The sequence below is a fragment of the Solibacillus daqui genome, assembly GCF_028747805.1.
GTDB lineage: Bacteria > Bacillota > Bacilli > Bacillales_A > Planococcaceae > Solibacillus > Solibacillus daqui.
This window is the reverse complement of the sequence record NZ_CP114887.1, coordinates 2380874-2402990: the sequence shown is the minus strand read 5'-3', so window position 1 is coordinate 2402990 and position 22117 is coordinate 2380874. Positions and strand designations below refer to the sequence as shown.

23 protein-coding genes, 1 pseudogene and 4 riboswitches are annotated in these 22117 nt (G+C 38.2%); of the genes and pseudogenes, 13 read left to right on the top strand and 11 right to left on the bottom strand.

Translation table 11 applies throughout. The features are described 5' to 3' along the window. The first annotated feature begins 1 nt into the window (after position 1). The 7 genes from O7776_RS11655 to O7776_RS11625 all read left to right on the top strand — a co-directional run bounded on the left by O7776_RS11655 (position 2) and on the right by O7776_RS11625 (position 6533). On the top strand, positions 2-1372 hold the full coding sequence (locus O7776_RS11655) for a cobyrinic acid a,c-diamide synthase CobB (RefSeq protein ID WP_274307236.1): 1371 nt from the start codon (positions 2-4) through the stop codon (positions 1370-1372). After that, on the top strand, positions 1373-1927 hold the full coding sequence (locus tag O7776_RS11650; RefSeq protein WP_274307235.1) for a nitroreductase family protein: 555 nt from the start codon (positions 1373-1375) through the stop codon (positions 1925-1927). Positions 1928-1937: 10 nt separating this feature from the next. Beyond that, positions 1938-2477, top strand: coding sequence for a cob(I)yrinic acid a,c-diamide adenosyltransferase (locus O7776_RS11645; protein ID WP_274307234.1), 540 nt, complete (start codon positions 1938-1940; stop codon positions 2475-2477). Further along, on the top strand, positions 2477-3949 hold the full coding sequence (locus tag O7776_RS11640; protein WP_274307233.1) for a cobyric acid synthase: 1473 nt from the start codon (positions 2477-2479) through the stop codon (positions 3947-3949). Before O7776_RS11645 ends, O7776_RS11640 begins: the two co-directional genes overlap by 1 nt. A 68-nt stretch (positions 3950-4017) precedes the next feature. Then, positions 4018-4971 (top strand): adenosylcobinamide-phosphate synthase CbiB, encoded by a 954-nt coding sequence (cbiB, locus tag O7776_RS11635; RefSeq protein ID WP_274307232.1) that lies wholly within the window; start codon positions 4018-4020, stop codon positions 4969-4971. Then, positions 4946-6028 (top strand): pyridoxal phosphate-dependent aminotransferase, encoded by a 1083-nt coding sequence (locus O7776_RS11630; RefSeq protein ID WP_274307231.1) that lies wholly within the window; start codon positions 4946-4948, stop codon positions 6026-6028. Before cbiB ends, O7776_RS11630 begins: the two co-directional genes overlap by 26 nt. Further along, the gene (locus tag O7776_RS11625) at positions 5997-6533 is read left to right on the top strand and encodes a histidine phosphatase family protein (RefSeq protein WP_274307230.1); all 537 of its coding nucleotides are present in this window, start codon (positions 5997-5999) and stop codon (positions 6531-6533) included. Before O7776_RS11630 ends, O7776_RS11625 begins: the two co-directional genes overlap by 32 nt. A 276-nt stretch (positions 6534-6809) precedes the next feature. Here O7776_RS11625 and O7776_RS11620 read toward each other — a convergent pair whose 3' ends face one another. Both O7776_RS11620 and O7776_RS11615 read right to left on the bottom strand, forming a co-directional pair. Then, positions 6810-6998, bottom strand: a complete 189-nt coding sequence (locus O7776_RS11620) for a hypothetical protein (RefSeq protein WP_274307229.1) — start codon at positions 6996-6998, stop codon at positions 6810-6812. A gap of 441 nt (positions 6999-7439) precedes the next feature. Beyond that, positions 7440-7620, bottom strand: a riboswitch (cobalamin riboswitch). A 163-nt stretch (positions 7621-7783) separates the two neighbouring features. After that, positions 7784-7891 (bottom strand): annotated as a pseudogene (locus O7776_RS11615) (biotin/lipoyl-containing protein); the annotation flags it as partial. Between the two features lie 352 nt (positions 7892-8243). Continuing rightward, a riboswitch (cobalamin riboswitch) is annotated at positions 8244-8422 on the bottom strand. A gap of 332 nt (positions 8423-8754) precedes the next feature. Here O7776_RS11615 and O7776_RS11610 point away from each other — a divergent pair. Then, positions 8755-10551, top strand: a complete 1797-nt coding sequence (locus tag O7776_RS11610; protein WP_274307228.1) for a carbon starvation CstA family protein — start codon at positions 8755-8757, stop codon at positions 10549-10551. A 51-nt stretch (positions 10552-10602) separates the two neighbouring features. Here the strand turns inward: O7776_RS11610 and O7776_RS11605 are convergent, their stop codons facing one another. The 5 genes from O7776_RS11605 to O7776_RS11585 are packed head-to-tail and all read right to left on the bottom strand — an operon-like array spanning position 10603 to position 13409. Next, positions 10603-10734 carry a hypothetical protein gene (locus tag O7776_RS11605; protein ID WP_274307227.1) on the bottom strand — a complete coding sequence of 44 codons (132 nt, stop codon included), beginning with the start codon at positions 10732-10734 and terminating at the stop codon, positions 10603-10605. A 14-nt stretch (positions 10735-10748) separates the two neighbouring features. Beyond that, the gene (locus tag O7776_RS11600; protein WP_274307225.1) at positions 10749-11600 is read right to left on the bottom strand and encodes an energy-coupling factor ABC transporter ATP-binding protein; all 852 of its coding nucleotides are present in this window, start codon (positions 11598-11600) and stop codon (positions 10749-10751) included. Positions 11601-11613: 13 nt separating this feature from the next. Next, complete coding sequence (gene cbiQ / locus O7776_RS11595; RefSeq protein ID WP_274307224.1) at positions 11614-12390, bottom strand: cobalt ECF transporter T component CbiQ; 777 nt, start codon at positions 12388-12390, stop codon at positions 11614-11616. Continuing rightward, positions 12377-12664, bottom strand: coding sequence for an energy-coupling factor ABC transporter substrate-binding protein (locus O7776_RS11590; RefSeq protein WP_274307223.1), 288 nt, complete (start codon positions 12662-12664; stop codon positions 12377-12379). The genes cbiQ and O7776_RS11590 overlap by 14 nt, the downstream gene beginning before the upstream one ends. A 1-nt stretch (position 12665) precedes the next feature. Further along, a complete protein-coding gene (locus O7776_RS11585) occupies positions 12666-13409 on the bottom strand; it encodes an energy-coupling factor ABC transporter permease (RefSeq protein WP_274307222.1) in 744 nt (247 codons plus the stop codon). A 124-nt stretch (positions 13410-13533) separates the two neighbouring features. Next, a riboswitch (cobalamin riboswitch) is annotated at positions 13534-13709 on the bottom strand. A gap of 218 nt (positions 13710-13927) precedes the next feature. After that, a riboswitch (cobalamin riboswitch) is annotated at positions 13928-14111 on the top strand. 142 nt (positions 14112-14253) lie between these two features. Here O7776_RS11585 and cobI point away from each other — a divergent pair. From cobI to O7776_RS11560, 5 genes are read left to right on the top strand one after another with little or no spacing between them, the layout of a single operon-like run. Next, entirely contained in the window at positions 14254-14958 is a 705-nt protein-coding gene (gene cobI, locus O7776_RS11580) for a precorrin-2 C(20)-methyltransferase (protein WP_274307221.1), read from the top strand. Positions 14959-14983: 25 nt separating this feature from the next. Further along, the gene (locus O7776_RS11575) at positions 14984-15610 is read left to right on the top strand and encodes a precorrin-2 dehydrogenase/sirohydrochlorin ferrochelatase family protein (protein WP_274307220.1); all 627 of its coding nucleotides are present in this window, start codon (positions 14984-14986) and stop codon (positions 15608-15610) included. A 2-nt stretch (positions 15611-15612) separates the two neighbouring features. Beyond that, positions 15613-16371, top strand: coding sequence for a uroporphyrinogen-III C-methyltransferase (gene cobA, locus O7776_RS11570; protein ID WP_420802116.1), 759 nt, complete (start codon positions 15613-15615; stop codon positions 16369-16371). Between the two features lie 18 nt (positions 16372-16389). After that, the gene (locus tag O7776_RS11565) at positions 16390-17277 is read left to right on the top strand and encodes a class I SAM-dependent methyltransferase (RefSeq protein WP_274307218.1); all 888 of its coding nucleotides are present in this window, start codon (positions 16390-16392) and stop codon (positions 17275-17277) included. Next, the gene (locus O7776_RS11560; protein ID WP_274307217.1) at positions 17228-18427 is read left to right on the top strand and encodes a CbiX/SirB N-terminal domain-containing protein; all 1200 of its coding nucleotides are present in this window, start codon (positions 17228-17230) and stop codon (positions 18425-18427) included. Before O7776_RS11565 ends, O7776_RS11560 begins: the two co-directional genes overlap by 50 nt. A gap of 43 nt (positions 18428-18470) precedes the next feature. On the opposite strand, the gene nrdF is transcribed toward O7776_RS11560, so the two are convergent. Genes nrdF through O7776_RS11540 form a run of 4 tightly spaced genes read right to left on the bottom strand, consistent with a single transcriptional unit; the run spans position 18471 to position 22100 of the window. Further along, positions 18471-19433 (bottom strand): class 1b ribonucleoside-diphosphate reductase subunit beta, encoded by a 963-nt coding sequence (gene nrdF / locus O7776_RS11555; RefSeq protein ID WP_241369011.1) that lies wholly within the window; start codon positions 19431-19433, stop codon positions 18471-18473. Further along, on the bottom strand, positions 19421-21514 hold the full coding sequence (nrdE, locus tag O7776_RS11550) for a class 1b ribonucleoside-diphosphate reductase subunit alpha (protein WP_274307216.1): 2094 nt from the start codon (positions 21512-21514) through the stop codon (positions 19421-19423). The genes nrdF and nrdE overlap by 13 nt, the downstream gene beginning before the upstream one ends. Next, positions 21514-21879 (bottom strand): class Ib ribonucleoside-diphosphate reductase assembly flavoprotein NrdI, encoded by a 366-nt coding sequence (gene nrdI / locus O7776_RS11545; protein WP_274307215.1) that lies wholly within the window; start codon positions 21877-21879, stop codon positions 21514-21516. Before nrdI ends, nrdE begins: the two co-directional genes overlap by 1 nt. Then, on the bottom strand, positions 21876-22100 hold the full coding sequence (locus O7776_RS11540; RefSeq protein WP_274307214.1) for a glutaredoxin family protein: 225 nt from the start codon (positions 22098-22100) through the stop codon (positions 21876-21878). The genes nrdI and O7776_RS11540 overlap by 4 nt, the downstream gene beginning before the upstream one ends. Between the last annotated feature and the right edge of the window lie 17 nt (positions 22101-22117).

Sequence of the window (22117 nt, the reverse complement as noted above, 5' to 3'; positions counted from 1 at the left end):
TATGAATCGTTTTGTACTTGCAGGAACAGGAAGTGGCGTTGGGAAAACGACTTTCACAATTGGAATCATGCGCGCATTGATGAAAAGAGGTTTAACTGTTCAAGGATTCAAATGTGGGCCAGATTATATTGATCCGACCTATCATACCGCCGTAACAAAGCGCATTTCTCGTAATATTGATAGCTATATGATGACTGAAGAGGTTGTGCAATCGATTGTCGCAAAAAATAGTGCGGATGCTAATGTGGCAATTATTGAAGGTGTAATGGGCTTTTATGACGGGAAATCCCCGTTATCAAATGAAGGCTCAGCCGCACATATTAGTGAAATTACAAAAAGCCCGGTTATTTTAATTGTCAATGCGGCAAGTATGGCACGCTCAGTTGCGGCCATTGTTAAAGGTTTTCAATCGCTAGATGAAAATTCCAATATTGTCGGTGTACTTGTTAATCAATTAGGCAGTAAAAGTCATTTTGAAATCGTTAAAGCTGCGATTGAGCATGAGTGTAATGTACCGGTGCTCGGCTATTTGCCAAAAGGTGCTGTGCCGACGTTACCGAGTCGTCATTTAGGGCTAGTGCCAGCCATTGAACGTGGTGAATTGGACGGCTACTTCGATGAATTAGCAGCCGCAATTGAGGAGCATGTCAATTTAGATTTACTGTTAGAGGTCACGAAAGCGAAAGTGTTACAACAAAGTTCAACGATTTTTGAAGCGGCAGAAAATGTAAATCCGATACATATCGCCGTCGCAAAGGATGCAGCCTTCAACTTTTATTATGAAGAAAATTTTGAATTACTGAGAGCAAATGGCGCGGTACTTCATTTCTTCTCACCACTTGCTAATGAAGTTGTACCAGAAGTTGCGCAAGGTTTGTATATTGGTGGTGGCTTCCCAGAAGAATTTGCTAGTGAACTTGCGACAAACAAAGAGACGCTATATTCTGTTAAAGAAACGATTAAGCGTGGTGTACCGACATTAGCGGAGTGCGGAGGCTTTATGTATTTAACCGAAAGCATTCGAAATCGTGATGGTCAAAGCTTTCCGATGGTCGGTATGATTCCAGGTAGTGTTAAAATGCAAACGAAATTAGCGGCACTTGGTTATCGTGAAATTAGCGGTGTTGCGGGCAATTTCCTTATTTCACAGCACGAACAGGCTAAAGGGCATGAATTCCATTATTCGGTATATGAAGGCACGCATGAGTCACCAGCGTATTTTAGTAAAGGGCGATTCCGCGCACAGCAGGAAGGTTACTTACAGGAAAACTTAGTGGCAGGCTATACACATTTCCATTTCGCATCAAATCCACAGCTTGTGAAAAATTGGCTAACCGCCTGTGAAAAATCAATTAGAAATGAGGTTGAATAAATGTTAGAGACATTAAAAAAACGACGCGCGATTCGCAATTTTTTACCACAGCCGGTAGAGCGTGAGAAAATTGAAAGCTTGTTAGAGGCTGCAACGTATGCACCGAACGACCGTATGCGTGAGCCATGGCATTTTTATGTGCTACAAGGGAAAAGTTTAAAACAATTTGAACAAGTTGCTTTGGATTATTTACAGCAGCGTTTTCCAACAAAGCCGCAGCTGGTAGAAAGTTCGATGAAGGCAGTGACAAATACGCCACTAATTATTGTCGTAACGTCAGAAGTTGTCGAAGGCGATGAAGGTGCTACGATTGACAATACATTTGCTGTAAGCAGTGCCATTATGTCCATGTGGCTAATGGCAGAAAATCTTGATTTAGGCATGGTTTGGCGTACACGTGGGGTGGGTTTAGTGCATGATACAGCTCTCCATGAATTTATCGGCGCAACAGAAAATGAACGTTTAATCGGGACACTTTGTATCGGTTATTCAGAAGCGCCAATTACTACAGAAAAAAAACGAACACCATTTACTGAAAAAACAACGTGGGTTTAGGGGGATTACAATGGCGCGAAAAGGGATGCTACTTGTATATACAGGTGAAGGAAAGGGGAAAACAACGGCTTCATTGGGTGTAACCTTACGCGCAATTGGCCGTGGGATGAACGTAAAATATTTTCAGTTTATTAAATCTCCTGACCGTACATATGGCGAGCAAATTGCCTTACGAAAATTAGGTGTCGAAACGGTACAGCTTGGAATTGGGTTTACTTGGACAAAAACACCGGAAGAACACCGTCAAGCATTAAAAAATGCATGGGCGATTGTCAAAAACGAGTTGCAGGACGAAACAACAGATGTGCTTGTATTAGATGAATTGAATAATGCACTTGCGATTACCAAGTTTCCAATTGACGATGTGTTACCGCTTGAAGAAGTACTTGAGGCAATTCAAAATCGACCAACAAAAATGCATGTAGTCGTTACTGGACGCTCAGCACACCCTACATTACTTGAAATGGCTGATCTTGTGTCAACGATTGAACCTACAAAACATTACTATAAAGAACAGGACGTCTCAGCGATGAAGGGGCTTGAATTCTAGTGCGTGCAATAATGATTCAAGGTACCGCTTCAGATGTTGGAAAAAGTGTGCTTTGTACCGCACTTTGTCGCATTTTTGCAAATGATGGTTACCGTGTTGCTCCGTTTAAATCACAAAACATGGCGCTCAATTCATATATTACAAAAGATGGCGGTGAAATTGGACGTGCACAAGGTGTACAAGCAGAGGCAGCCAAAATTGAGGCGACAACGGATATGAACCCTATATTGCTCAAACCAAAAGGGGACATGGTGTCAGAGGTTATTTTACACGGCAAGCATTTTGCCAATATGGATGCGATGAGCTATCGTGAAAATTTTGTGGAACAAGTGATGCCAGAGGTGCGCTCATCATTAGAGCGTTTGTCGAAAGATTATGATGTGCTCGTATTAGAAGGTGCTGGGAGCCCTGCAGAAATAAATTTGAAGAGCCGCGATATTGCTAATATGCGTATGGCTCATGAAACAGATGCAGCAGTCATTTTAGTCGCAGATATCGAGCGCGGTGGTGTTTTTGCGTCACTTGTTGGTACACTCATGCTGTTAGATGAATCTGAGCGAGCGCGAGTGAAAGGAATTATTATTAATAAATTCCGTGGCATGAAGGAATTATTAACGAGCGGTATTGATTGGCTAGAGGACTATACAGGTATTCCAGTACTTGGGGTGATTCCATATATTGATGTGCAAATCGAAGCAGAAGATTCATTGGCTTTGTCGAGCTTGCGCTTGAAAAAGCCATTAGCAAGCGAATTTGCTATTGATGTAGCGGTTATTCATTTGCCTCGTATTTCCAATTTTACGGACTTAGATCCATTATTCGAAGAGCCAGGGGTTGGTGTGCGTTTTGTCTCTTCATTAAAAGACTTGAAAAAGCCAGATGTATTGATTATCCCCGGTACAAAAAATACAGTAGAAGATTTTTTATGGCTACAGCAAACCGGGCTTATGCAAGGGATTTTGCAGCTTCAGCATACGAATATTCGCATCGTTGGAATTTGTGGTGGCTATCAAATGCTCGGTGAAACATTGCGTGATGAGCAGGCGATCGAGGGCAGTGGTGGGACATATGTCGCACTCGGTCTATTACCCATTGAAACGACATTTATAGATGAAAAGCAAACAATTCAAGTTCATGGTATTACGTGTACAGGTCATATGGTTAGTGGCTACGAAATCCATTTAGGGCGTAGCGAAATGCTGTCAGCAGTACAGCCATTTATCGAATTTGAGGATGGACGCACAGATGGTGTTTACACAGAAAAAGTGATTGGTACATATGTGCACGGTATTTTCCAAAATCGAGAATTTACGCGCAGCTATTTTAATGAAATTCGTGAGAACAAAGGACTTGAGCTGATTTCAGAGGCTGTATTATCAGACTTTGAACGACGAGAACAGGCATATGAAATGTTAGATACGCATGTACGCAAACATTTAAATATGGAAAAAATATATGAATTACTAGCTTAATGAATGATTAAATCGAACCGGTGTACGCATTTTGTATACCGGTATTTGAAGTTTTACGAGGTGAGGTTATGCTATTATTTTTAGCTTGTTTGTTGGCGGTTGTCAGCGATCAAATGCTGGGAGATCCAAGGAAATGGAAGCACCCCGTTATTTATATAGGTAACATGATTTCATTTTTTGAACGAAAATGGAATCATACAAAATTTCGTAAGGTAAAAGGATTATTGACCGTAATACTTGTTGTGATGACGACAACATGCGCAGTATTTTTCGTTGTGTTGTTAGCCATGAAAATTCATATTGCGCTCTGGTTTACGATTGAGGTAGCTTTTATTAGTCTGGCGCTTGCACAAAAGTCGTTAAAGGAGGCTGCAATGCTTGTGTATGACGCCTTGCAGCGCGGTGACATAAAGGATGCCCGCCACTATTTAAGCTGGATTGTTGGGAGAGATACTGCGCATTTAGATGAACCTGAAATAGTGCGCGGTGTAATTGAAACGGTATCGGAAAATACAAGTGATGGCATTACGGCACCTTTGTTTTATGCATTATTATTTGGTTCAACGGGCGCCTGGTGCTATAAAGCGATTAATACGCTGGATTCGATGGTTGGCTATAAAAATGAGCGCTATGAGGATTTTGGTTATTTTGCAGCGAAATTAGATGATGTCGCCAATATTTTACCTAGCCGTATTTCGGGTTTTATGCTACTTATTATAACGAAAAATTATTCGTCAAAAACATTTCGTGAGCGCTTTAAACAGTGGCTTGTTGATGCGAAAAAGCATCCAAGTCCGAACAGTGGATATTTAGAAGCTGCAACGGCCTACCAGCTTGGGATTCGTTTAGGTGGCTATAATCGTTATGGTCAACTAGAATCATTTCGCGCGTATATGGGCGAGCCATTGTTTGTCATGGGCAAACAACATATTTTAGAAGCGCTTAAACAAATGCAGCGTTGTACATACGGATGTTTACTATTGGGAGGGATTTTCTATGCAATTGCCAGCACATGGAGCTAATGCAAGCACTTTATATGAAGCGATGGGAATAACAATGCCACAGCAAGTAATTGATTTGAGTGAAAACGTCAATGCTTTAGGAATACCAGCTGCAATCATACAGGCATGGCCTAAGCTGATCGAAAAGGTTTCGGCTTATCCACATGAGCAAGCAGAGCCATTTCGTTCACTTGTTGCAAAATCACATGTTGTACAGTTACATCAAGTGCTTGTTACAAATGGTGCAGCAGAAGGGTTAATGCTTCTAGCACAGTACTTTAAGGGGCAAAATGTGGTGGTGTTAGAGCCTTCATTTTCAGAATATAAGCGAACGTTGCAGCAGCATAATTGCCATATTCAATCAATAGTGGCAAATGACATAGAATGCTATGAATTTGATATGAATGATTTACATAACCGATTGCAAAATGCGCGTGCCTGTTATATTTGTAATCCAAATAATCCAACAGGTGTGCTGCATGATCATGAGTGGCTTGAAGCATTAATCAAACAGCATCGGCAGTGCGTATTTATCGTTGATGAAGCATTTATCGATTGGACAGATGAAGCCCAGTCCGTAATTACACTAATTAAACATTATGCAAATGTTATCGTTGTACGTTCGATGACGAAAATGTTTGCGATGGCAGGTGTTCGTTTAGGTTATTTGCTAGGACAACAAGTTGAAAAATTACGTCCTTATTTACCGCATTGGAGTGTAAGTAATATAGCAATTGAGCTAGGTTGTATTTGTCTAGAGCAACAAAAATTTATTGTAGAATCTAGGGATTACAGTGCGAACTTACTAAAAAAGATGAAATATTATTTTCATTCTATTGATTGTATATATACAAATAGCGTAGCTAATTATTTGCTGTTTAAATTACCAGCAATTTATGATACGCAGCACTTTTTTAGTTATTTATTAAAGCGCGGTATTGTACTGCGCCATACGAAAAATTATGAGGGCTTACATGGAGAATGGTTCCGTATAGCAGTAAAAACAGAAACCATGTGGGAGCAAGCTAAGAAAGAGATTGAAGATTATGTCAAAAACAATTCGTTATTATCGCCATAGTGAAACCGAGTGGAATAAACAAGGGAGATTACAGGGGTGGCATGATTCGCCGTTAACCCAGCATGGGGTTTTACTAGCGAAGCAAATTATGTGGAAACCTGATGTTGTTTATTGTAGCGATCTACAACGGGCGGTTGCTACAGCGAACTATATGTTTCCTAATGATACAATCCATCAAAGAGCCGAGCTTCGTGAAATTTATCTAGGAAACTGGCAGGGGAAATGGATTGAACAATTACAACACGATTCGCACTATCAATGCTATCAGGAAACACCTCAGCATTTTAGGGCACAATCACAGGAATCCTTTGCCACAGTTACAAAACGCATGCTGCATGTTCATGAGCAGCTGCTCGCCTCAACCTATGAGAACATTGCAGTGGTCTCACATGGGGTGGCGTTAGCCTGTTTATTTTGCGCGTTACGTAATGATTCAATTGAGAATTTATGGGAATATATGCTGACAAGTGCTGCTTACGAGGCATATGATTGGATAAATCAATAACAATGAGCGTCTTTATCAGTATTTTAGACGTAATAAAGGGATAGCAGAATTTCTATTTATTTAAATAGGGAGAAACTCAAATATGACATGAAAAACGAGCCTCTTATTTAGGGGCTCGTTTTGAGTTGGAGTGCTACTTAGATAAAAGCGACCAGTTTATGAAATAATCTCGTTTTTTCAAGATAATCTTGTTTTTCAGAATATAATCTCGTTTCCATCAAAAAAACAGCTCGTTTCAAAATGAATGTCACCATTTCACACCAAATAGTGTACAGTTTACTTTTCTAATAATGGTTCACCTGAAAGTTCAAAACTTACAAGTTGCAAAGCCTGTGAAATTTCTTGACTGTGATCAGTGTATTGTTGTTTTAATGATTCGGCAATTTCGTTTAAGGTTTTTGCCGTGTTACCTAATGTATTTTGCATAATTTGCTCTTTTAAAAGATCAATGTAAGTTTCAATCATTTTATTTTCCTCCTAGGTAAACGTAATTTTCAAGCTATTTAGAAACTGCTTACACTAACAAGGAATGAGTGGTAGTAAAAAATTATTCAGTTAAATAACCTTATTATTTTGCAATAATGGTTAATCATCTGTAAAACACGAAAGTCTATGTTCGGCAATGTAAGAAATGTGTTTCATGTATGACTAACCATTTCGCAGTAGGAGCTTTAGCACGAAGCTACTACTTGTTTGGGAAAATCTTAGTAATTCCAAGATGCCGATTTGTTAACTTTATAGGGGAGAGTTAAGACAAATCGACATCCGACAAGCACTAAAAAAGACCATCTTCGCATAAAGATGGAAGATGGTCGGTAAATGTCAATTCAAATAAGCCTGATAAACAAGGCATTTAAATTCGTTTGACGTACGAGAATTTTCACCACTCATTTCCACGTGAGCATTGGTGTGTACTGGTTTCTGGCAGGTCTCCTGGCTTATCATCAACATTTCTTACACCTTCCCAGGTTTAACCCAGTGGCATTTGTAAAAAACTCCGATTATACAGTTGCGGGACAGCGACGGAATCACACCGTTCTTCCCTTTTAAGCTTATTCTCATAAGCACCATAACTTACACGATTCATATAAAGTTATATTAGTAAACTATAATTAGTGTAAGCGATAAATAACGTTTCGTCAATAAAAATTCAAATTTTAAGAATATTTAGTATTGAATAGTTCTAGTTCAACAAAAACGTTGGAAAAAGGAACACAAACTAAGCTGTGTTCCTTTTTGGGTAAGTTCATCTATTCGAATTTGATTAATAAATCGCCAGTTGATAGGGCTGAGCCCGCATGTACATAAATGTCTTTAATGATGCCATCTTTAGGAGCTTGAACAGTTGTTTCCATTTTCGTAAATTTCCGTTGCGGATATTTATCCTCTAGCATTTGCTGAATTAGTGATAAATCTACTTTGGTAATAGTTCACATGGTCGTACCATTTTAGATTGACGATTTATTAATATAATATGTTGCAATTCTTTAAGGAATCCACCATGTGGCTGCCCTAAGTAGCCTTATGATTAGCACTTTCAATAAGACGAATGACCACCAAGTGCGGCTTTTATCATAATCAGATAGCCGTATGTGTCGGCATAATGACTTGCTTCTTTAAGCCATGACTGGCAACTATTTGAATGACACATTTTTTGTTGTGCTTTCTGTGCGACAAATATTAACATCTTCCCTAAATCCACGTAGGTTGATCGATGCCATGAAATTGGCAGATTTCCTGACTTATGATCAAAATTTAATCGCATCTTCCAATGAAAAAGGCTTTTGCTAATAAACTCCCAAATATAGTTGCGGGACAGTGTCTGACTTTCACAGACTTCCCTTTTATTAACGAGGTGAACTCGTTATACCAATTCAATGATTGATTTATGCTATTTACGCTAAAAGAGATGATTTTCGATTGCAATATTATTTTTTAGACAATAGACTATGAATTTGAAAAGAATGTGAACTTTTTTAGAATAATATTGACGTGAAAAACAGTAAAATTGTATAAATTAAATTTTGAAAATTCTATTAAAAAGTGTGTTTTTACTATATAAATGCATCTGTATATATAACAGGTTGAGTTTGGAAAAATGATTGTTATATAACATAAAAGATGCTAGGATTATGAAAACAAAGCAATGTAAAACTATTTGGAATTATCTAAAAATAATGAAATGCATTGTTGATTAATAGATACATATTGGAGGAAGCTCATGAATGCCATAACTTTAGTAATTGCGGCAATCTGTATTTTAGTTATTGCCTATCGTTTTTATGGAATTTTCTTTACAAAAAAGGTTTTAAAAATTAATGAGGATATGCCTACACCAGCGCATGCCAATAATGATGGTAAGGACTTCGTGCCAACGAATAAATGGGTAGCATTTGGTCATCACTTTGCGGCAATCGCTGCGGCGGGTCCTTTAGTTGGTCCTATTTTAGCTGCTCAATTTGGTTATTTACCGGGGTATATTTGGCTACTTGTTGGTGCAGTAATCGGTGGAGCCGTACATGATGCGGTAGTATTATTTGCTTCGATGACAAAGGGCGGTAAATCGCTTTCGGAAGTAATGCGTGAAGAACTAGGACCAGTTGCAGGATTTTGTACAGGTTTAGCGATGCTATTTATCATTACGATAACAATGGCGGGTTTATCAATGGTTATTTTAGGTGCATTAGCAGATAATCCATGGGGTACATTTGCTGTAGCAGCAACAATTCCAATTGCGATGTTAATGGGGGTTATCAATAAATTTACCGGCAATTTGAAGTTATCAACGATTTTAGGGGTAGGATTGTTAATTGCTGCTGTTTTCTTCGGACCAAATATCCAAGGTTCATGGCTTGGTGATCTTTTAACATTAGATAAAGCGACATTATCATTAATTTTACCAATCTATGCATTTTTTGCAGCAGCATTACCAGTGTGGTTCTTATTAGCACCGCGTGATTATTTATCGAGCTTTATGAAAATTGGTGTATTTATTGCATTAATTATTGGTGTATTCATTATTAATCCTGTTATTCAATTCCCAGCAGTTATTCCTGACTTTTTAGGCGGAGGAGGACCGATTGTAGCGGGACCTGTCTGGCCGTTCGTATCGATTACTATTGCTTGTGGTGCGATTTCTGGTTTCCATGCCTTTGTCGGTTCAGGTACGACACCAAAAATGCTTGATCGTTGGGAAGATATTCGCGTTGTTGGTTTTGGAGCGATGCTAGTAGAGTGTGTAGTTGGGGTTATGGCACTAATTGCAGCTACAGTTTTACATCCAGGTGACTATTTTGCTATTAATTCAGCACCTGAAAAATTTGCTACACTTGGTATGTCAGTTGTCGATTTACCAGTGCTTTCTGAAGCAATTGGTATGGATTTAGAAGGGCGTACAGGAGGGGCGGTAACACTTGCTGTAGGTATGGCGTCGATTTTCTCTGGTGTCGAATGGTTTAGTCATTTAACAAGTTATTTCTATCAATTCGTAATCATGTTTGAGGCGGTATTTATTTTAACTGCAATCGATGCTGGAACACGTACAGCACGTTACTTAATTCAAGACTTTTTAGGTAATGTGTATAAGCCACTGAAAAAAACGGATTGGCTGCCCGGTGCGATTGGTGCAAGTGCGCTCGCATGTTTAATGTGGGGCTATCTGTTAAATTCAGGTGATATCGCGTCAGTTTGGGCGTTATTTGGTGTATCCAATCAGTTAATGGCGGCAATCGGTTTAGTATGTGGTGTAACATTCGTATTAAAAATTGCGGACAAGCGCATTTACGCATTAACATGCTTCATTCCATTAGCATACCTTTATGTAACAGTAAACGTTGCAGGTTTCTGGATGGTGAAAAATGTGTACTGGAATTCAGCAGCAGGTGGCTATAATGTGTTAAACGGAATTTTATCAGTGATTATGTTAACGTTAGGGTTAATAATCGTTGTGGCATCATGCATGAAATGGCGTGAGCTTTGGGCACATCCACGTTTTACGCAAAAAGTTCAACAAGTGTAATGAAAAAGCATCTCTTCAAACCGAAGGGATGCTTTTTTGCTGTTTTTATTATCAGTTTAGTTCAATTATTAGTGAAGCTGTTACATATTGAATAAAACATGTTTCGTAATCCTCATAAACATTTTCATCAATTGATAAAACGAGTTCTTGTGCTTCAATAGGTTGTAATAAGTCGTTTTTCATAGCCTGCCTCCTAACTAAAGGGTAGTAAATGTGTAACATTTCATCAATTGCATTAATTCATCCATCGAGCGGGGAAGTTGCTGTTGTGGTTGAATGAGCCCTTCACGTAACATTGACTCATAACATTTTACAATCCAAGGCTTTTCGATATGCGCTTTTTCTAGTAGTGCATCATTCGAGAAAAGTACATCCTTTTGACCTGAATACAATAATTGCCCTTTATGAAAAACAATAAAATGATCTGCCCACCCATAAATTAAGTTGACCTGATGTGTCGAGTATAAAAATGTTCGATTTTCTGTATCTAATTCATCCAAATATGCTGTAAGCTGATTTGAAAAATAGTAATCTAAACTGCTCGTCGGTTCATCTAAAATATAAAGTTTAGGATCCATTGCATAAACACCTGCAATGGTCACACGTTTTTTTTGTCCACCACTTAAAAAATGAATCGGTCGTTCGGTTAAGTCCTCTAATTCAGTTAATTGTATGGCGGTATCAACATGTTGTTCTATTTTTTCATGTGGCCATTTTAAATTAATCGGACCATATAAAATATCATGCTTAACTGTAGAGGCAAATAATTGATTGTCTGCTTCTTGAAAGATAAAGCCAACATGCTCCCGTAACTTAATTAATTGTTTTTTAGAATAATGTAATGGTTCGTTTAAAAATTGAATTTTACCAATACTAGGTTTTTCTAGCCCCATGAGCAATTTGAAAAATGTTGATTTACCTGAACCATTTTCACCTAATATCGCTACTTTTTTTCCCATTGGAATCGTTAATGATAAATCATGTAATGCCTGTGTACCATCACTATATTGAAATGATACATGCTCAAACGTAAAATAGCTTTCTGTCATAACTAAAATCTCCTTAAAAGATTAATGCAATTGCAACGATCAAAAATCCACCTGCTATAAAAGTCAGTTTTTGATCCCATGCTTTTTCACTCAAAAATTGCTGTGGAATAATAAATTGTTCAATATTTCGTGCCGTCATCGCATAGGACATCGCCTGATGACGGAAAAAAATCGAACGAAACAGAGCGCTAATGAGTAAGCTTAAAGATTGAAAGCTTATTCGATATGTTCGATAGCCTAGCCGAGCATCCTGCGCAGTATAAAGCTGCGCAACTGTTTGTAAAAGTAAAAATATAAAACGATACATTAACTCAATTAATTCAATGATAATCGTTGGTACTTTTAATCTAGCAAGTACTGGGCTAATTTCATACATCGGTGTTGTTAAAATTAAAAAATACAAGCAACTTGTTGCACTAATCGAGGTAAAAAATATCGTGATAGCTCGAAGTAAATCATTCGGCAATATAAACAGCTGCATGCCAAGAAATGTGCTATGCCATAATGCGGAAATTGGTATAGGTTGTGCAAATGAAATGGACAACACGATCGCTATCATACCTGCAAAAACAAAACCAATTGGCGCGATAAGTAATGTTACATATGTTTTCCAAGGAATTCTGGCATAAAAGATAATGACACTACTCATGAAGAGTAGTGTCCAAACCGATAAAATATTATTTCGTAATAATGTTACAAGTAATAATGAAATGACACTAAACGTTATTTTTTGACTAGCGGCAACCTTTTGAATCGCATTATGGCTCGCTAGAAAATCAATGTTTAGCATGATCTTTTGTATGCTTTCCGCGCATATAACCGATGAAATAGCCGATAATTAGTGCACCAATAACACCTTGTAAAACGAATAATAAGCTTTCGATTTCACCACTTGGAGGCTCCCAAATAGCGCTAAACCAAGGCTCATAGTCTACAGCGATTTCTGTAATCGCTTCTTCAGCCTCACCATCAGCACCCCCGAATTCTGCATCCTGTAAAAATAATATTGGTAAAATCGCTAAGATCACGACGCCTAATAGTAATAGTAGATTTTTCTTAAACATGTTAGCTCTCCTTAGCCTTTAAAATACGTAATTGAACTAATTCTTTCATGTTATATTTTTGTAAGAAGTTCATAATCATTACGGTTAATAATCCTTCACTGATCGCTAATGGAATTTGTGTTAACGCAAAGATGCTTGCGAATTTTTGGAATGAACCTAAAATGCCGCCAACTTCTGAAGGGAACGCTAATGCTAATTGTACAGATGTCATAACATATGTTCCTAAATCACCAAGCATGGCAGCGAAAAATACTGCGACGCTAATTGATAGGCCCCATTTTGTTGCGAGCTTATAAACACCTACTGCAATAAATGGACCAACGATAGCCATCGAGAAAATATTTGCGCCTAAAGTCGTTATGCCACCATGTGCTAGTAATAGCGATTGGAATAATAGGACGATTGATCCTAAAACGCTCATAACAAAAGGTCCAAATAAAATTGAACCTAAGCCAACGCCAGTAGGGTGAGAACAGCTCCCGGTTACTGATGGGATTTTTAATGCAGATAAGACGAATGTAAAGGCCCCTGATAGGGCAAGTAATAATTTACTTTCTGGATTTTCTTTCACGACGATGCGGATCACTTTTAGTCCTTTTACAAGGAATGGTAAGCATAGTGCAAACCAAAAAATTGCCCAACCAATTGGTAAAAATCCTTCCATAATGTGCATGGCATATGCTTGCTTTGGCATAAATAATAAAACGATACCGAAGTAAGCAAGTTTTGGTAAGTATTGCTTCATGTTTCTACTCCTTTTTTCTTATTTGATGAAAAAAAGTGCATAAAAAAATACACTTTTGAGAGTAAAAGTGCATCACAAAAAAGCAAGCGATTTTGCTTGTTTCACGCACCTATCCTCGTAGGTTTGAATAACTTAATTTTTGGCAGGTCTCCTGACTTCTTTTCGACGTATTACATGTCTTCCCACAAAAAATGCAGTGACGTGTTATGTAATACTCCAAGTTACAGTTGCGGGACAGTACCGGAATTACACCGGTTTCCCTATTAAGCTTGTAAAAGCACCAAAAATCATTCAATTTTCACCATGTGAGGAAATAGTATCATTCGTTATTTCATTTGTCATCATTAATTTTTTCAACCCTTCCAAAATCCAAGGTCATTTTCTGAAAATAATGTAAAATTATCTGTCATTTATGAGCGTAGCTTTCTAGTATATTCTGTTTTTTCTTCTGAATTGTATAAATTGTTCGTAAATTAATATTGTCAAAAGTGTGGTAACGTGATAGAGTTACTTTAATTTCATAGTACAAGTAATAAAGTGCTCTTTTTATAAGAGTTAAAAGGGAAATTAGTTAAAATCTAATGCAGCCCCCGCTACTGTAATAGCTGATGAACTCACAACCAATCACTGTCAAAAAGATGGGAAGATGTGATAGTAAAATGACGCCTGAGCCAGGAAACCTGCTTTATTATTGCAACACGACTTTTCGGTGGGAGAAGGACGGCGACAAATACATTACTTGTATTTCCTTTTACTTTTTTAGGATGTCCATGCCTATTTCTAGCACTTGCCGGAAATAGGCTTTTTTGTGTTTATACGATTTTTTTAAAAGGGGAAAAAGACAATGACAGTTGGAACATTATATGGTGTGGGCGTTGGTCCTGGAGATCCGGAATTAATTACTATAAAAGCTTTTCGTAAATTAAAGGAATGCCCAGTAATTGCATATCCGAAAAAAATGCGCGGCAGTAAATCATATGCTCAAAAAATAATTGATTTATATGTGGAACCACAACAAAAAACAATGCTAGGTCTCGTTTTTCCAATGACGAAGGACCAAGAAACGTTACAGCAAGAGTGGAAAAAATCCGTCGAGCAAATATACGCCCATTTACAGGAAGGTAAGGATGTAGCCTTTGTAACTGAAGGAGACCCCATGTTATTTAGTACGTATATTCATTTGATGAAATTAATGAAAGAACAACATCCAGACGTACCAATGCAATCGGTTGCAGGTATTTCTTCGTTTAATGGAACAGCTAATCGCCTTCATATACCGTTAGCTGATGGGGATGATCATGTGGCGATGATTCCAGCAACAGATAATAAAGAAGAAATGCGTAATGTATTAGAAACACATGATGGCATTGTATTTATTAAAATCGCAAAAGTACTAGATCAAATGCTTGATTTGTTGGAGGAAATGAACTTATTAAAAAACACACATGTCGTTACAAAAGTGACTTCGGATGAAGAAGTGATATGGGAGGTTGAAAATTTACGTGGTACAGAATTGAACTATTTATCGTGCATGATTGTTCGTAAATAAGAAAGATAACGTTGGAGGACAGAAGATGAGTTATTTTCCAATTATGCTTAATCTCGATTATAAAAAAGTAGTCGTTGTTGGTGGTGGACATGTTGCAACACAAAAAGTAGAGGCACTACTTGAGACGAAGGCTAATATTGTCGTTGTCAGTCCAATGCTTACGGCAACGTTACAGCATTACTCACAACTCCAAAAAATTCAGTGGCGCAATAAAACGTTTGAGCCGGCAGATTTAGATGATGCGATATTAATTTTTGCTGCAACTAACGAGGAAACGGTCAATGATCAAATCGAACAAGCAACACAGCACTGGCAATTGTTCATGAGGGTAGATAACAATGGTCGTATGGATTTTATGAACCCAGCCGTTGTACGTCGAGGTGATTTTGTATTAACCGTTTCCACTTCTGGGGCAAGTCCAGCATTTACGCGACAAGTAAAACAACAATTAAGTGAACAGTTTGATGATAGTTATGAGGCATATACGTCATTTTTAAAGCATGGTAGAAAGGCCATTTTGGAGAAATTTAAAGGCGAGCAAAAACGTCTAGCTGTAGCCGCACTTTTAGAACCGCAAGTTTTACAGTGGATTCAACAACAAGATTTTGAGCAATGTGAAAATTATTTACAACAATTATTAGAAGGTGAATGAATGTGAGTGGCTTTGTTTACATAGTTGGTGCTGGTCCGGGAGATCCAAAATTATTAACAATTCGAGCATTGGAATGTCTCCAGTTAGCAGATGTGATTTTATATGATCGATTGGTGAATCCGCTAATTTTACAGCATGCAAAAAAAGAGGCGCAGTTAATCTATTGCGGTAAAGAACCTGGAAAGCATGGACTGATTCAACAAGAAATTAATGAAGCATTGGTTAATCATGCAAAAAACAAAAAACTAGTAGTTCGCTTAAAAGGTGGCGATCCTTTCGTATTTGGCCGTGGAGCGGAGGAAGCCCTTTTTTTAAAGGAACATGATGTGTCCTTTGAAATTGTACCTGGTATCTCAGCGGGCATTGCAGCACCTGCCTATGCAGGTATTCCGGTAACACATCGTGATTTTTCGAATAGCTTTGCGATTGTCACGGGACATGGTCGTGAGGATAAAGGACAAGATTTTTTACGCTGGGACGCATTAGTACAAATTGATACAATCGCTTTTTATATGAGTGTGGGCAATATTGAATTTATAGCACAAAAATTGATTACACATGGGAAAGCAGCACATACGCCTGTTGCTGTAATCGAGTGGGGTACAACCGAGCGTCAACGTACAATTACGGGTCAGCTTGCTACGATTAGTGAACAAATTGTAGCGGAACAAATTAAAAATCCAGCTATGATATTAGTTGGAGATGTAGTTCAGCTACATGACCAAATTGCTTGGTTTAAAGAAAAGCTAACGATTTCTTAATGAAAGGAGATTCACTGTATGAAAGAATCCCCTTTAACGATAAATTTTGAACAGCAATGGAAAGAGGGCATGCATGATTGGCATGGTAAGATGCCAGAACGAATGATCGATGATAAATTAGAAGAAGCATTTTGGGCACAATCGATGCAAAAGAAAACGTATAAGCAAACCGACACCCATGCCAAACAAATTTATAAAAAAATGAAGCGCCATATCCCAGCTAGCGCAAGCTGTATTGAGATTGGACCAGGTTGGGGAAATTATACATTTTCACTGCAAGAAGATGTTGAAAAATTAACTTTAGTAGATGGTTCAGAAAGTGTGCTCCACTATTTAAAACAGTATTTCGTAGACGATGAAGCTGTTCAGTTTGTGCATGCAAAATGGGAAGATGCAATGCTTGAGCCACATGATATTGTTGTAGGCGTCAATTGCTATTATCGCATGTATGAAATGAACGAGACGCTTATAAAAATGAATGCGCTCGCGAAAAAACGTGCGATTATTGGTCTTACAACAGGGCCGATTCAACCGCATTATGAAATGCTTCAACAAAAATATGGTTACAAAATTAAATACCCACGTCGTGATTATATTCAAATCGTGAATATGCTGTATCAGCTTGGTATTTACGCAGATTGTGAAATGTTAAAGCTGGAGCGAACATATCGCTACGAAAATGAGGAAGCTTTATTTGCTGCTCAGAGTAAAAAGATATTAGATTCTCAATTTGATATAGCGCATGTGAAGGCATCACTAGTGCCATTTATTGAAGAAATTCAAGGTAAAATTGAGTACCGCCATACATTTTATGCGGCCATTATTAGCTGGGAGCCAGTTAAACTAGGAGGATATGATGACAACTTGGAACTTAACAAACATGCAGCGTCATCTGCTTATTTGTAATGGCGCAACTTGCATGGGTGCGGGAGCAGAAGAAGTAACCAAGCAAATTCGCGATGAAATTCGTAAATCCAGATTGGATGAGAATATTCATACATCACGAACACGCTGTAACGGTCGCTGTAAGGATAAATGTGTAGTAATCGATTATCCAAAAGGTACTTGGTATTCCGTTCAGGCTGAACAAACAGCGCGTTCCATTGTTCATGAAAATGTTGAAGAACAAGCGGTTATTTATACAATGCAAGACGGTGAGAGAAAAAGGTCAGAACACCGAATAAAAGGAATTGAAAAATATAAAAAGGAGAAGGGGACTGTGAAAAAAGCGATCTTATTTGTCGGACATGGCAGCAAGTTAGAAGCTGGAAATGAAGAAGTGCGTAAATTTGTTCAGCAAATGAGACCGATGATTGATTCGTCGCTACTCGTAGAAACGTGCTTTTTAGAGTTTGCATCACCAGATATTGAAGATGGCATTCATCATTGTATCGAACAAGGGGCAGATGAAGTGCATGTCATTCCAATTATTTTATTGCATGCAGGGCATTCGAAAATGCATATTCCAGCCGAAATTGAGCATGCGAAAGAGCATTTTCCAGATATTCGCTTTACTTATGGACAAACAATCGGTATTCATGAAGAAATCTTTGAAATTTTATCGTCTCGCTTAATGGAAATCGGTTTCAATCCAGATGAAAAGCATGATGACACAGCAATATTATTAATTGCACGAGGTGGAAGTGATCCGTATGCGAACGGTGATTTTTATAAAATTTCGCGTTTGTTATGGGAGAAACATAATGTACCAATTGTTGAAAGTGCCTTTATGGGGGTAACAACGCCAACAGTTGAGCAAGGGATTGAACGTTGTGTCAAATTAGGCGCGAAAAAGATTATTATGCTGCCATACTTCCTATTTACGGGGATTTTAATGGAGCGTATGCATAAAATGGCTACGCAGTTTACTTCACAATACCCTGATATAACAATCGAACTTGCTGGTTATTTTGGCTATCATCCAAAATTAAAAACCGTACTTTTAGAGCGTATGCAGCAAGCGCTTGATGGCACATCTACAGGAATGCAAGATTTAGAAAACTTTAGAAAATATGCAGAAGAGCATGGCTATGAACATCATCACCATCATCATTAATGCGAAGAAGCTACTGTCCACAATTGTGGTCAGTAGCTTCTTTTTAAAATTTAAATGTGTCATCGGTAATCGGTGCTACTTTTGCAACTGCATATGTAGCGCCTTTTTGACTGAAGAAATCATATGTTGAGCCAGTATTCGTAATTCCGTTCATAACAACGGGATTCACTTCTTCTTCTGGGAACATGGTTTCAAAACCTAGGTTCATCAGCGCTTTGTTGGCATTGTAGCGCACATATTTTTTCACTTCTGGGGATAGACCTGTTTCGGCGTAAAGGTCTTCTGTATATTTCATTTCATTTTGATATAAATCGAGTAAAAATTCATAGCCCCATAGCGTTAATTCTTGTTTTTTGTCTTCAGAAAACGCCTTGAAAATGTTTTGTGCAAAAAAGCCTACTGCAACACCGTGAATGCTCTCGTCGCGTAATATTAGTGAAATCACTTCTGCAGAGTTACGTAGCGTTCCTTGTCCACCTAAGTAAAGAGGGTAGAAGAAGCCTGAATAAAATAGGAAGCTTTCTAGCATGACAGAGGCATACATTGCTTTCCATAGGCTTTCAGGGTCATCTTCTTGTATTGCTTTATAAACGTCGCCTATGCGATTCGCTTTATATTGAAGGAATTCATTTTTTTGAACCCATTCAAAAATTTCATCGATTTCGGTATTCGTACAAAGTGTTGTAAAAATGTACGAATACGATTTTGCATGAATCGCTTCAAATGCGCCAAATACAGTTAGAACGGCCTTTTCCTGTAAATCAGGGGTGAATTTGGCGATTTCGTTCATTCCGATATTCGTTTGTACTGTATCGAGTAGTGTAAGACCACCGAATACTTTTTTATACGTATCCTGATGCTCGAATTCCTTCCATTGCTTTACATCCTTACTGACAGCGATTTCTTCTGGGAACCAAATTTGTTTCCATTGCTGATCCCAGAAAATACGTGCAAGCTCACTTGTGGGTTTGTTCCAGTTGACTGCTTTGTAAGTTAAATTTGACATGCGACACACTCCTCAATTGTCAGTAAACGTTGACGAACATAATATACCGATTTAATACCCTTCATCCATGCATAAATATAAACTTTTGCAAGCTGTTCAGTATTCCATTGATCGGTTACATATAATGTCATCGAGATACCTTGATCGACATGCTGCTGTGCGGCTGCGTATAAATCAATAAGCTCGTAAGGATTGACGTCATAGGCTTCTGTATAAAGATCCTTGTTATCATTCGTTAAAAACGGCATCGGATAAATTGTTCGACTGTCTGCGTAGTCACGAACCTCCACACGCTCTGTTACAGGTGAGATTGACGCTGTACATGAACGGATGTAGGAAATGGATCCCGTAGGCGCGATCGCTAAACGGTAGCTATGGAAAAGCCCGTATGTTTGAACATCTACTTTTAACTGCTGCCACATTTCGTTAGTAATGATTGGCGTTGAACCTAATGCGTGTTGAACGATTTGGTCAAGCTCCGTTATTTCTTTCGTAATATATTTTTCAAAGAAAGTACCTGACGCATAATCACTATCATCATAACGATAAAACGTTTCTTTCTTCTCTTTTGCTAATTCCATAGAAGCTTTTATTGAATAATAATTCAATGCTTCCATAAAAGCGTCGATAAAGGCGATTGATTCCTTTGAACCATAACGAATGCCACTACTTACTAAATGACCATGTAAGTTCATAACACCTAGTCCAACCGAGTGCATTACCTTATTGGCTTTTGATACGGAAGGAACATTAATGATGTCGGTCATCGTCGATACGTTAGTTAATAAGCGCATCGCAGTTTGTACTAGTTGTTCAAAGCTATGTACCTTTGTCGCTTCGTGAATATCAATTGAGCCTAGGTTACATGACACATCTAAGCCATATTCATTTGGCTGATTTTGATCGGTAATCACGCTAGTTTGCTGATACTGAAGAATTTCAGTGCATAAATTCGACATTTTTACGCGACCGATATTTTTCAATGGGTGAGTGTTATTTACATTATCATCCATTATTTCAAACGGGTAGCCTGATTCAAATTGTGCTTTTTTCACTTCGGTATATAATTTACGTGCATTGATGCGTTTTAGCTTACGGATATTTGGATTATCCAAAAGCTCGTAATACATCTCGGTCATCGAAATTTCCGACATGCGTTTACCATATTCTTTGTAAATATCATATGAACTAAACAACACGATGTCTTTATCACGGCGCATAAGTTCAAAGAAAATATCTGGTATGATAATGCCGGTAGATAGAGTAGCTAGACGAATTTTGTCATCGGCATTTGGCTTTTTCGATGAAACAAAGCTTTCAATATCACCATGGAAAATATTCAAATAGACAACCCCAGAGCCATTGCGCTGACCAAGCTGATTGGAATAGCTAAATGAGTTTTCTAACAACTTTGCAACTGGCATAACACCACTTGCACGGTTTAAAATGCCTTTAATCGGATCACCTAGTGGACGAAGGTCGGTTAAATTTACACCAACACCTCCACCTAATCGAGATAACTCTAAGCAATAGCCTATATTTTCAGCAATGGAGTTCATCGTATCATCCATCGTTAATTTAAAGCATGAAACCAGTTCTCCACGCGCTTTTTTTCCGCTGTTTAATGCAGTAGGGGTAGCGGGCTGATAGGCAGTCATAATTGCTTCTATTGCATTTTCTGCTAATGCTTCATCACCTTGTGCAAGGTATAGAGCAATAATAACAATGCGATCCTCATATTTTTCTAATATTTCTTTGCCATCTCTACTTTTCATTGCATAGCTATCATAGAATTTAGACGCACTCATAAATGAAGGGAAGCGGAATTTATAAGCATACGCCTTTTTGTACATGCGCTTAATGAAATCCATAGAATAACGTTCAATAAATTCCTTTTCATAGTAGCCTTCATCCACCAAATAGCGTACTTTTTCTTCGATATCAATAAAATAGCGAAGACGCACATTGATTTCCTCTAAAAAGTAACGGCGTGTCGCATCCTTATCTTTTTGTAAATCGATTTCGCCTGTCGCACGGTAGCGGTTGAGAATATCGTTGTTAAGAGTTAAATATTGTTTCATCATCTAGCCTCATTCCAAATGGAGTTATAAAATTGCTTTATTTGCTCATAATCAGCAGTTGTTCCACGTAAATCTAGCTTTGCGATTAAGGGAAGCTGGTAATAGTTCGCTAATAAATCACCGGCACGGCCAAACATCGAATGACCAAAATTTCTATTGCCACTGACAATGATTCCTTTACAAAGCATGTGGTTCTGCTGCATATAATTTTCCACGACTAGGGGAACCGAGCCTAGTCCATCCGTATAGGTGAACAGTAAAAACGGCTTTGTTATGGATATCGCTTGATCAATTGCGATTGCAGGTAAACCAAGTTTTCCGACAATGCTTTGAACGTTCCCAGTGCGTGAAGCATAAACAATCATGCGCTAAGCTCGGCAATACGGTCCATAATTGAGCTAGGCTCCGCAAACCATTCTCCATTCACCTCTAACACAGGTACTGCTAAAAAGCCTGCATCCACTACTGTTTGCTTCGCATTTTCGTCATGATCAATATTTATCACTTCTACTTGTAAATTGGCTGTTTCAAGTTCTGATTTTACCCATAGGCATTTTGGGCAAATTGTTTTTGTATACAGTTTCATAATGGTATCCCTCACTA

Bases quoted from the DNA above. Each gene is read 5' to 3' on its own strand.
- O7776_RS11650 (WP_274307235.1), top strand. From the start codon at position 1,373: ATGTTAGAGACATTAAAAAAACGACGCGCGATTCGCAATTTTTTACCA.
- O7776_RS11605 (WP_274307227.1), bottom strand. From the start codon at position 10,734: ATGAAAAACGACTTATTACAACCTATTGAAGCACAAGAACTCGTTTTA.
- O7776_RS11645 (WP_274307234.1), top strand. From the start codon at position 1,938: ATGGCGCGAAAAGGGATGCTACTTGTATATACAGGTGAAGGAAAGGGG.
- O7776_RS11620 (WP_274307229.1), bottom strand. From the start codon at position 6,998: ATGATTGAAACTTACATTGATCTTTTAAAAGAGCAAATTATGCAAAAT.
- nrdF (WP_241369011.1), bottom strand. From the start codon at position 19,433: ATGTCAAATTTAACTTACAAAGCAGTCAACTGGAACAAACCCACAAGT.
- O7776_RS11540 (WP_274307214.1), bottom strand. From the start codon at position 22,100: ATGAAACTGTATACAAAAACAATTTGCCCAAAATGCCTATGGGTAAAA.
- O7776_RS11600 (WP_274307225.1), bottom strand. From the start codon at position 11,600: ATGACAGAAAGCTATTTTACGTTTGAGCATGTATCATTTCAATATAGT.
- O7776_RS11560 (WP_274307217.1), top strand. From the start codon at position 17,228: ATGACAACTTGGAACTTAACAAACATGCAGCGTCATCTGCTTATTTGT.
- O7776_RS11590 (WP_274307223.1), bottom strand. From the start codon at position 12,664: ATGTTTAAGAAAAATCTACTATTACTATTAGGCGTCGTGATCTTAGCG.
- cobI (WP_274307221.1), top strand. From the start codon at position 14,254: ATGACAGTTGGAACATTATATGGTGTGGGCGTTGGTCCTGGAGATCCG.
- O7776_RS11565 (WP_274307218.1), top strand. From the start codon at position 16,390: ATGAAAGAATCCCCTTTAACGATAAATTTTGAACAGCAATGGAAAGAG.
- O7776_RS11655 (WP_274307236.1), top strand. From the start codon at position 2: ATGAATCGTTTTGTACTTGCAGGAACAGGAAGTGGCGTTGGGAAAACG.
- nrdI (WP_274307215.1), bottom strand. From the start codon at position 21,879: ATGATTGTTTATGCTTCACGCACTGGGAACGTTCAAAGCATTGTCGGA.
- O7776_RS11610 (WP_274307228.1), top strand. From the start codon at position 8,755: ATGAATGCCATAACTTTAGTAATTGCGGCAATCTGTATTTTAGTTATT.
- O7776_RS11575 (WP_274307220.1), top strand. From the start codon at position 14,984: ATGAGTTATTTTCCAATTATGCTTAATCTCGATTATAAAAAAGTAGTC.
- O7776_RS11630 (WP_274307231.1), top strand. From the start codon at position 4,946: ATGCAATTGCCAGCACATGGAGCTAATGCAAGCACTTTATATGAAGCG.
- O7776_RS11585 (WP_274307222.1), bottom strand. From the start codon at position 13,409: ATGAAGCAATACTTACCAAAACTTGCTTACTTCGGTATCGTTTTATTA.
- cbiQ (WP_274307224.1), bottom strand. From the start codon at position 12,390: ATGCTAAACATTGATTTTCTAGCGAGCCATAATGCGATTCAAAAGGTT.
- nrdE (WP_274307216.1), bottom strand. From the start codon at position 21,514: ATGAAACAATATTTAACTCTTAACAACGATATTCTCAACCGCTACCGT.
- O7776_RS11625 (WP_274307230.1), top strand. From the start codon at position 5,997: ATGTCAAAAACAATTCGTTATTATCGCCATAGTGAAACCGAGTGGAAT.
- cbiB (WP_274307232.1), top strand. From the start codon at position 4,018: ATGCTATTATTTTTAGCTTGTTTGTTGGCGGTTGTCAGCGATCAAATG.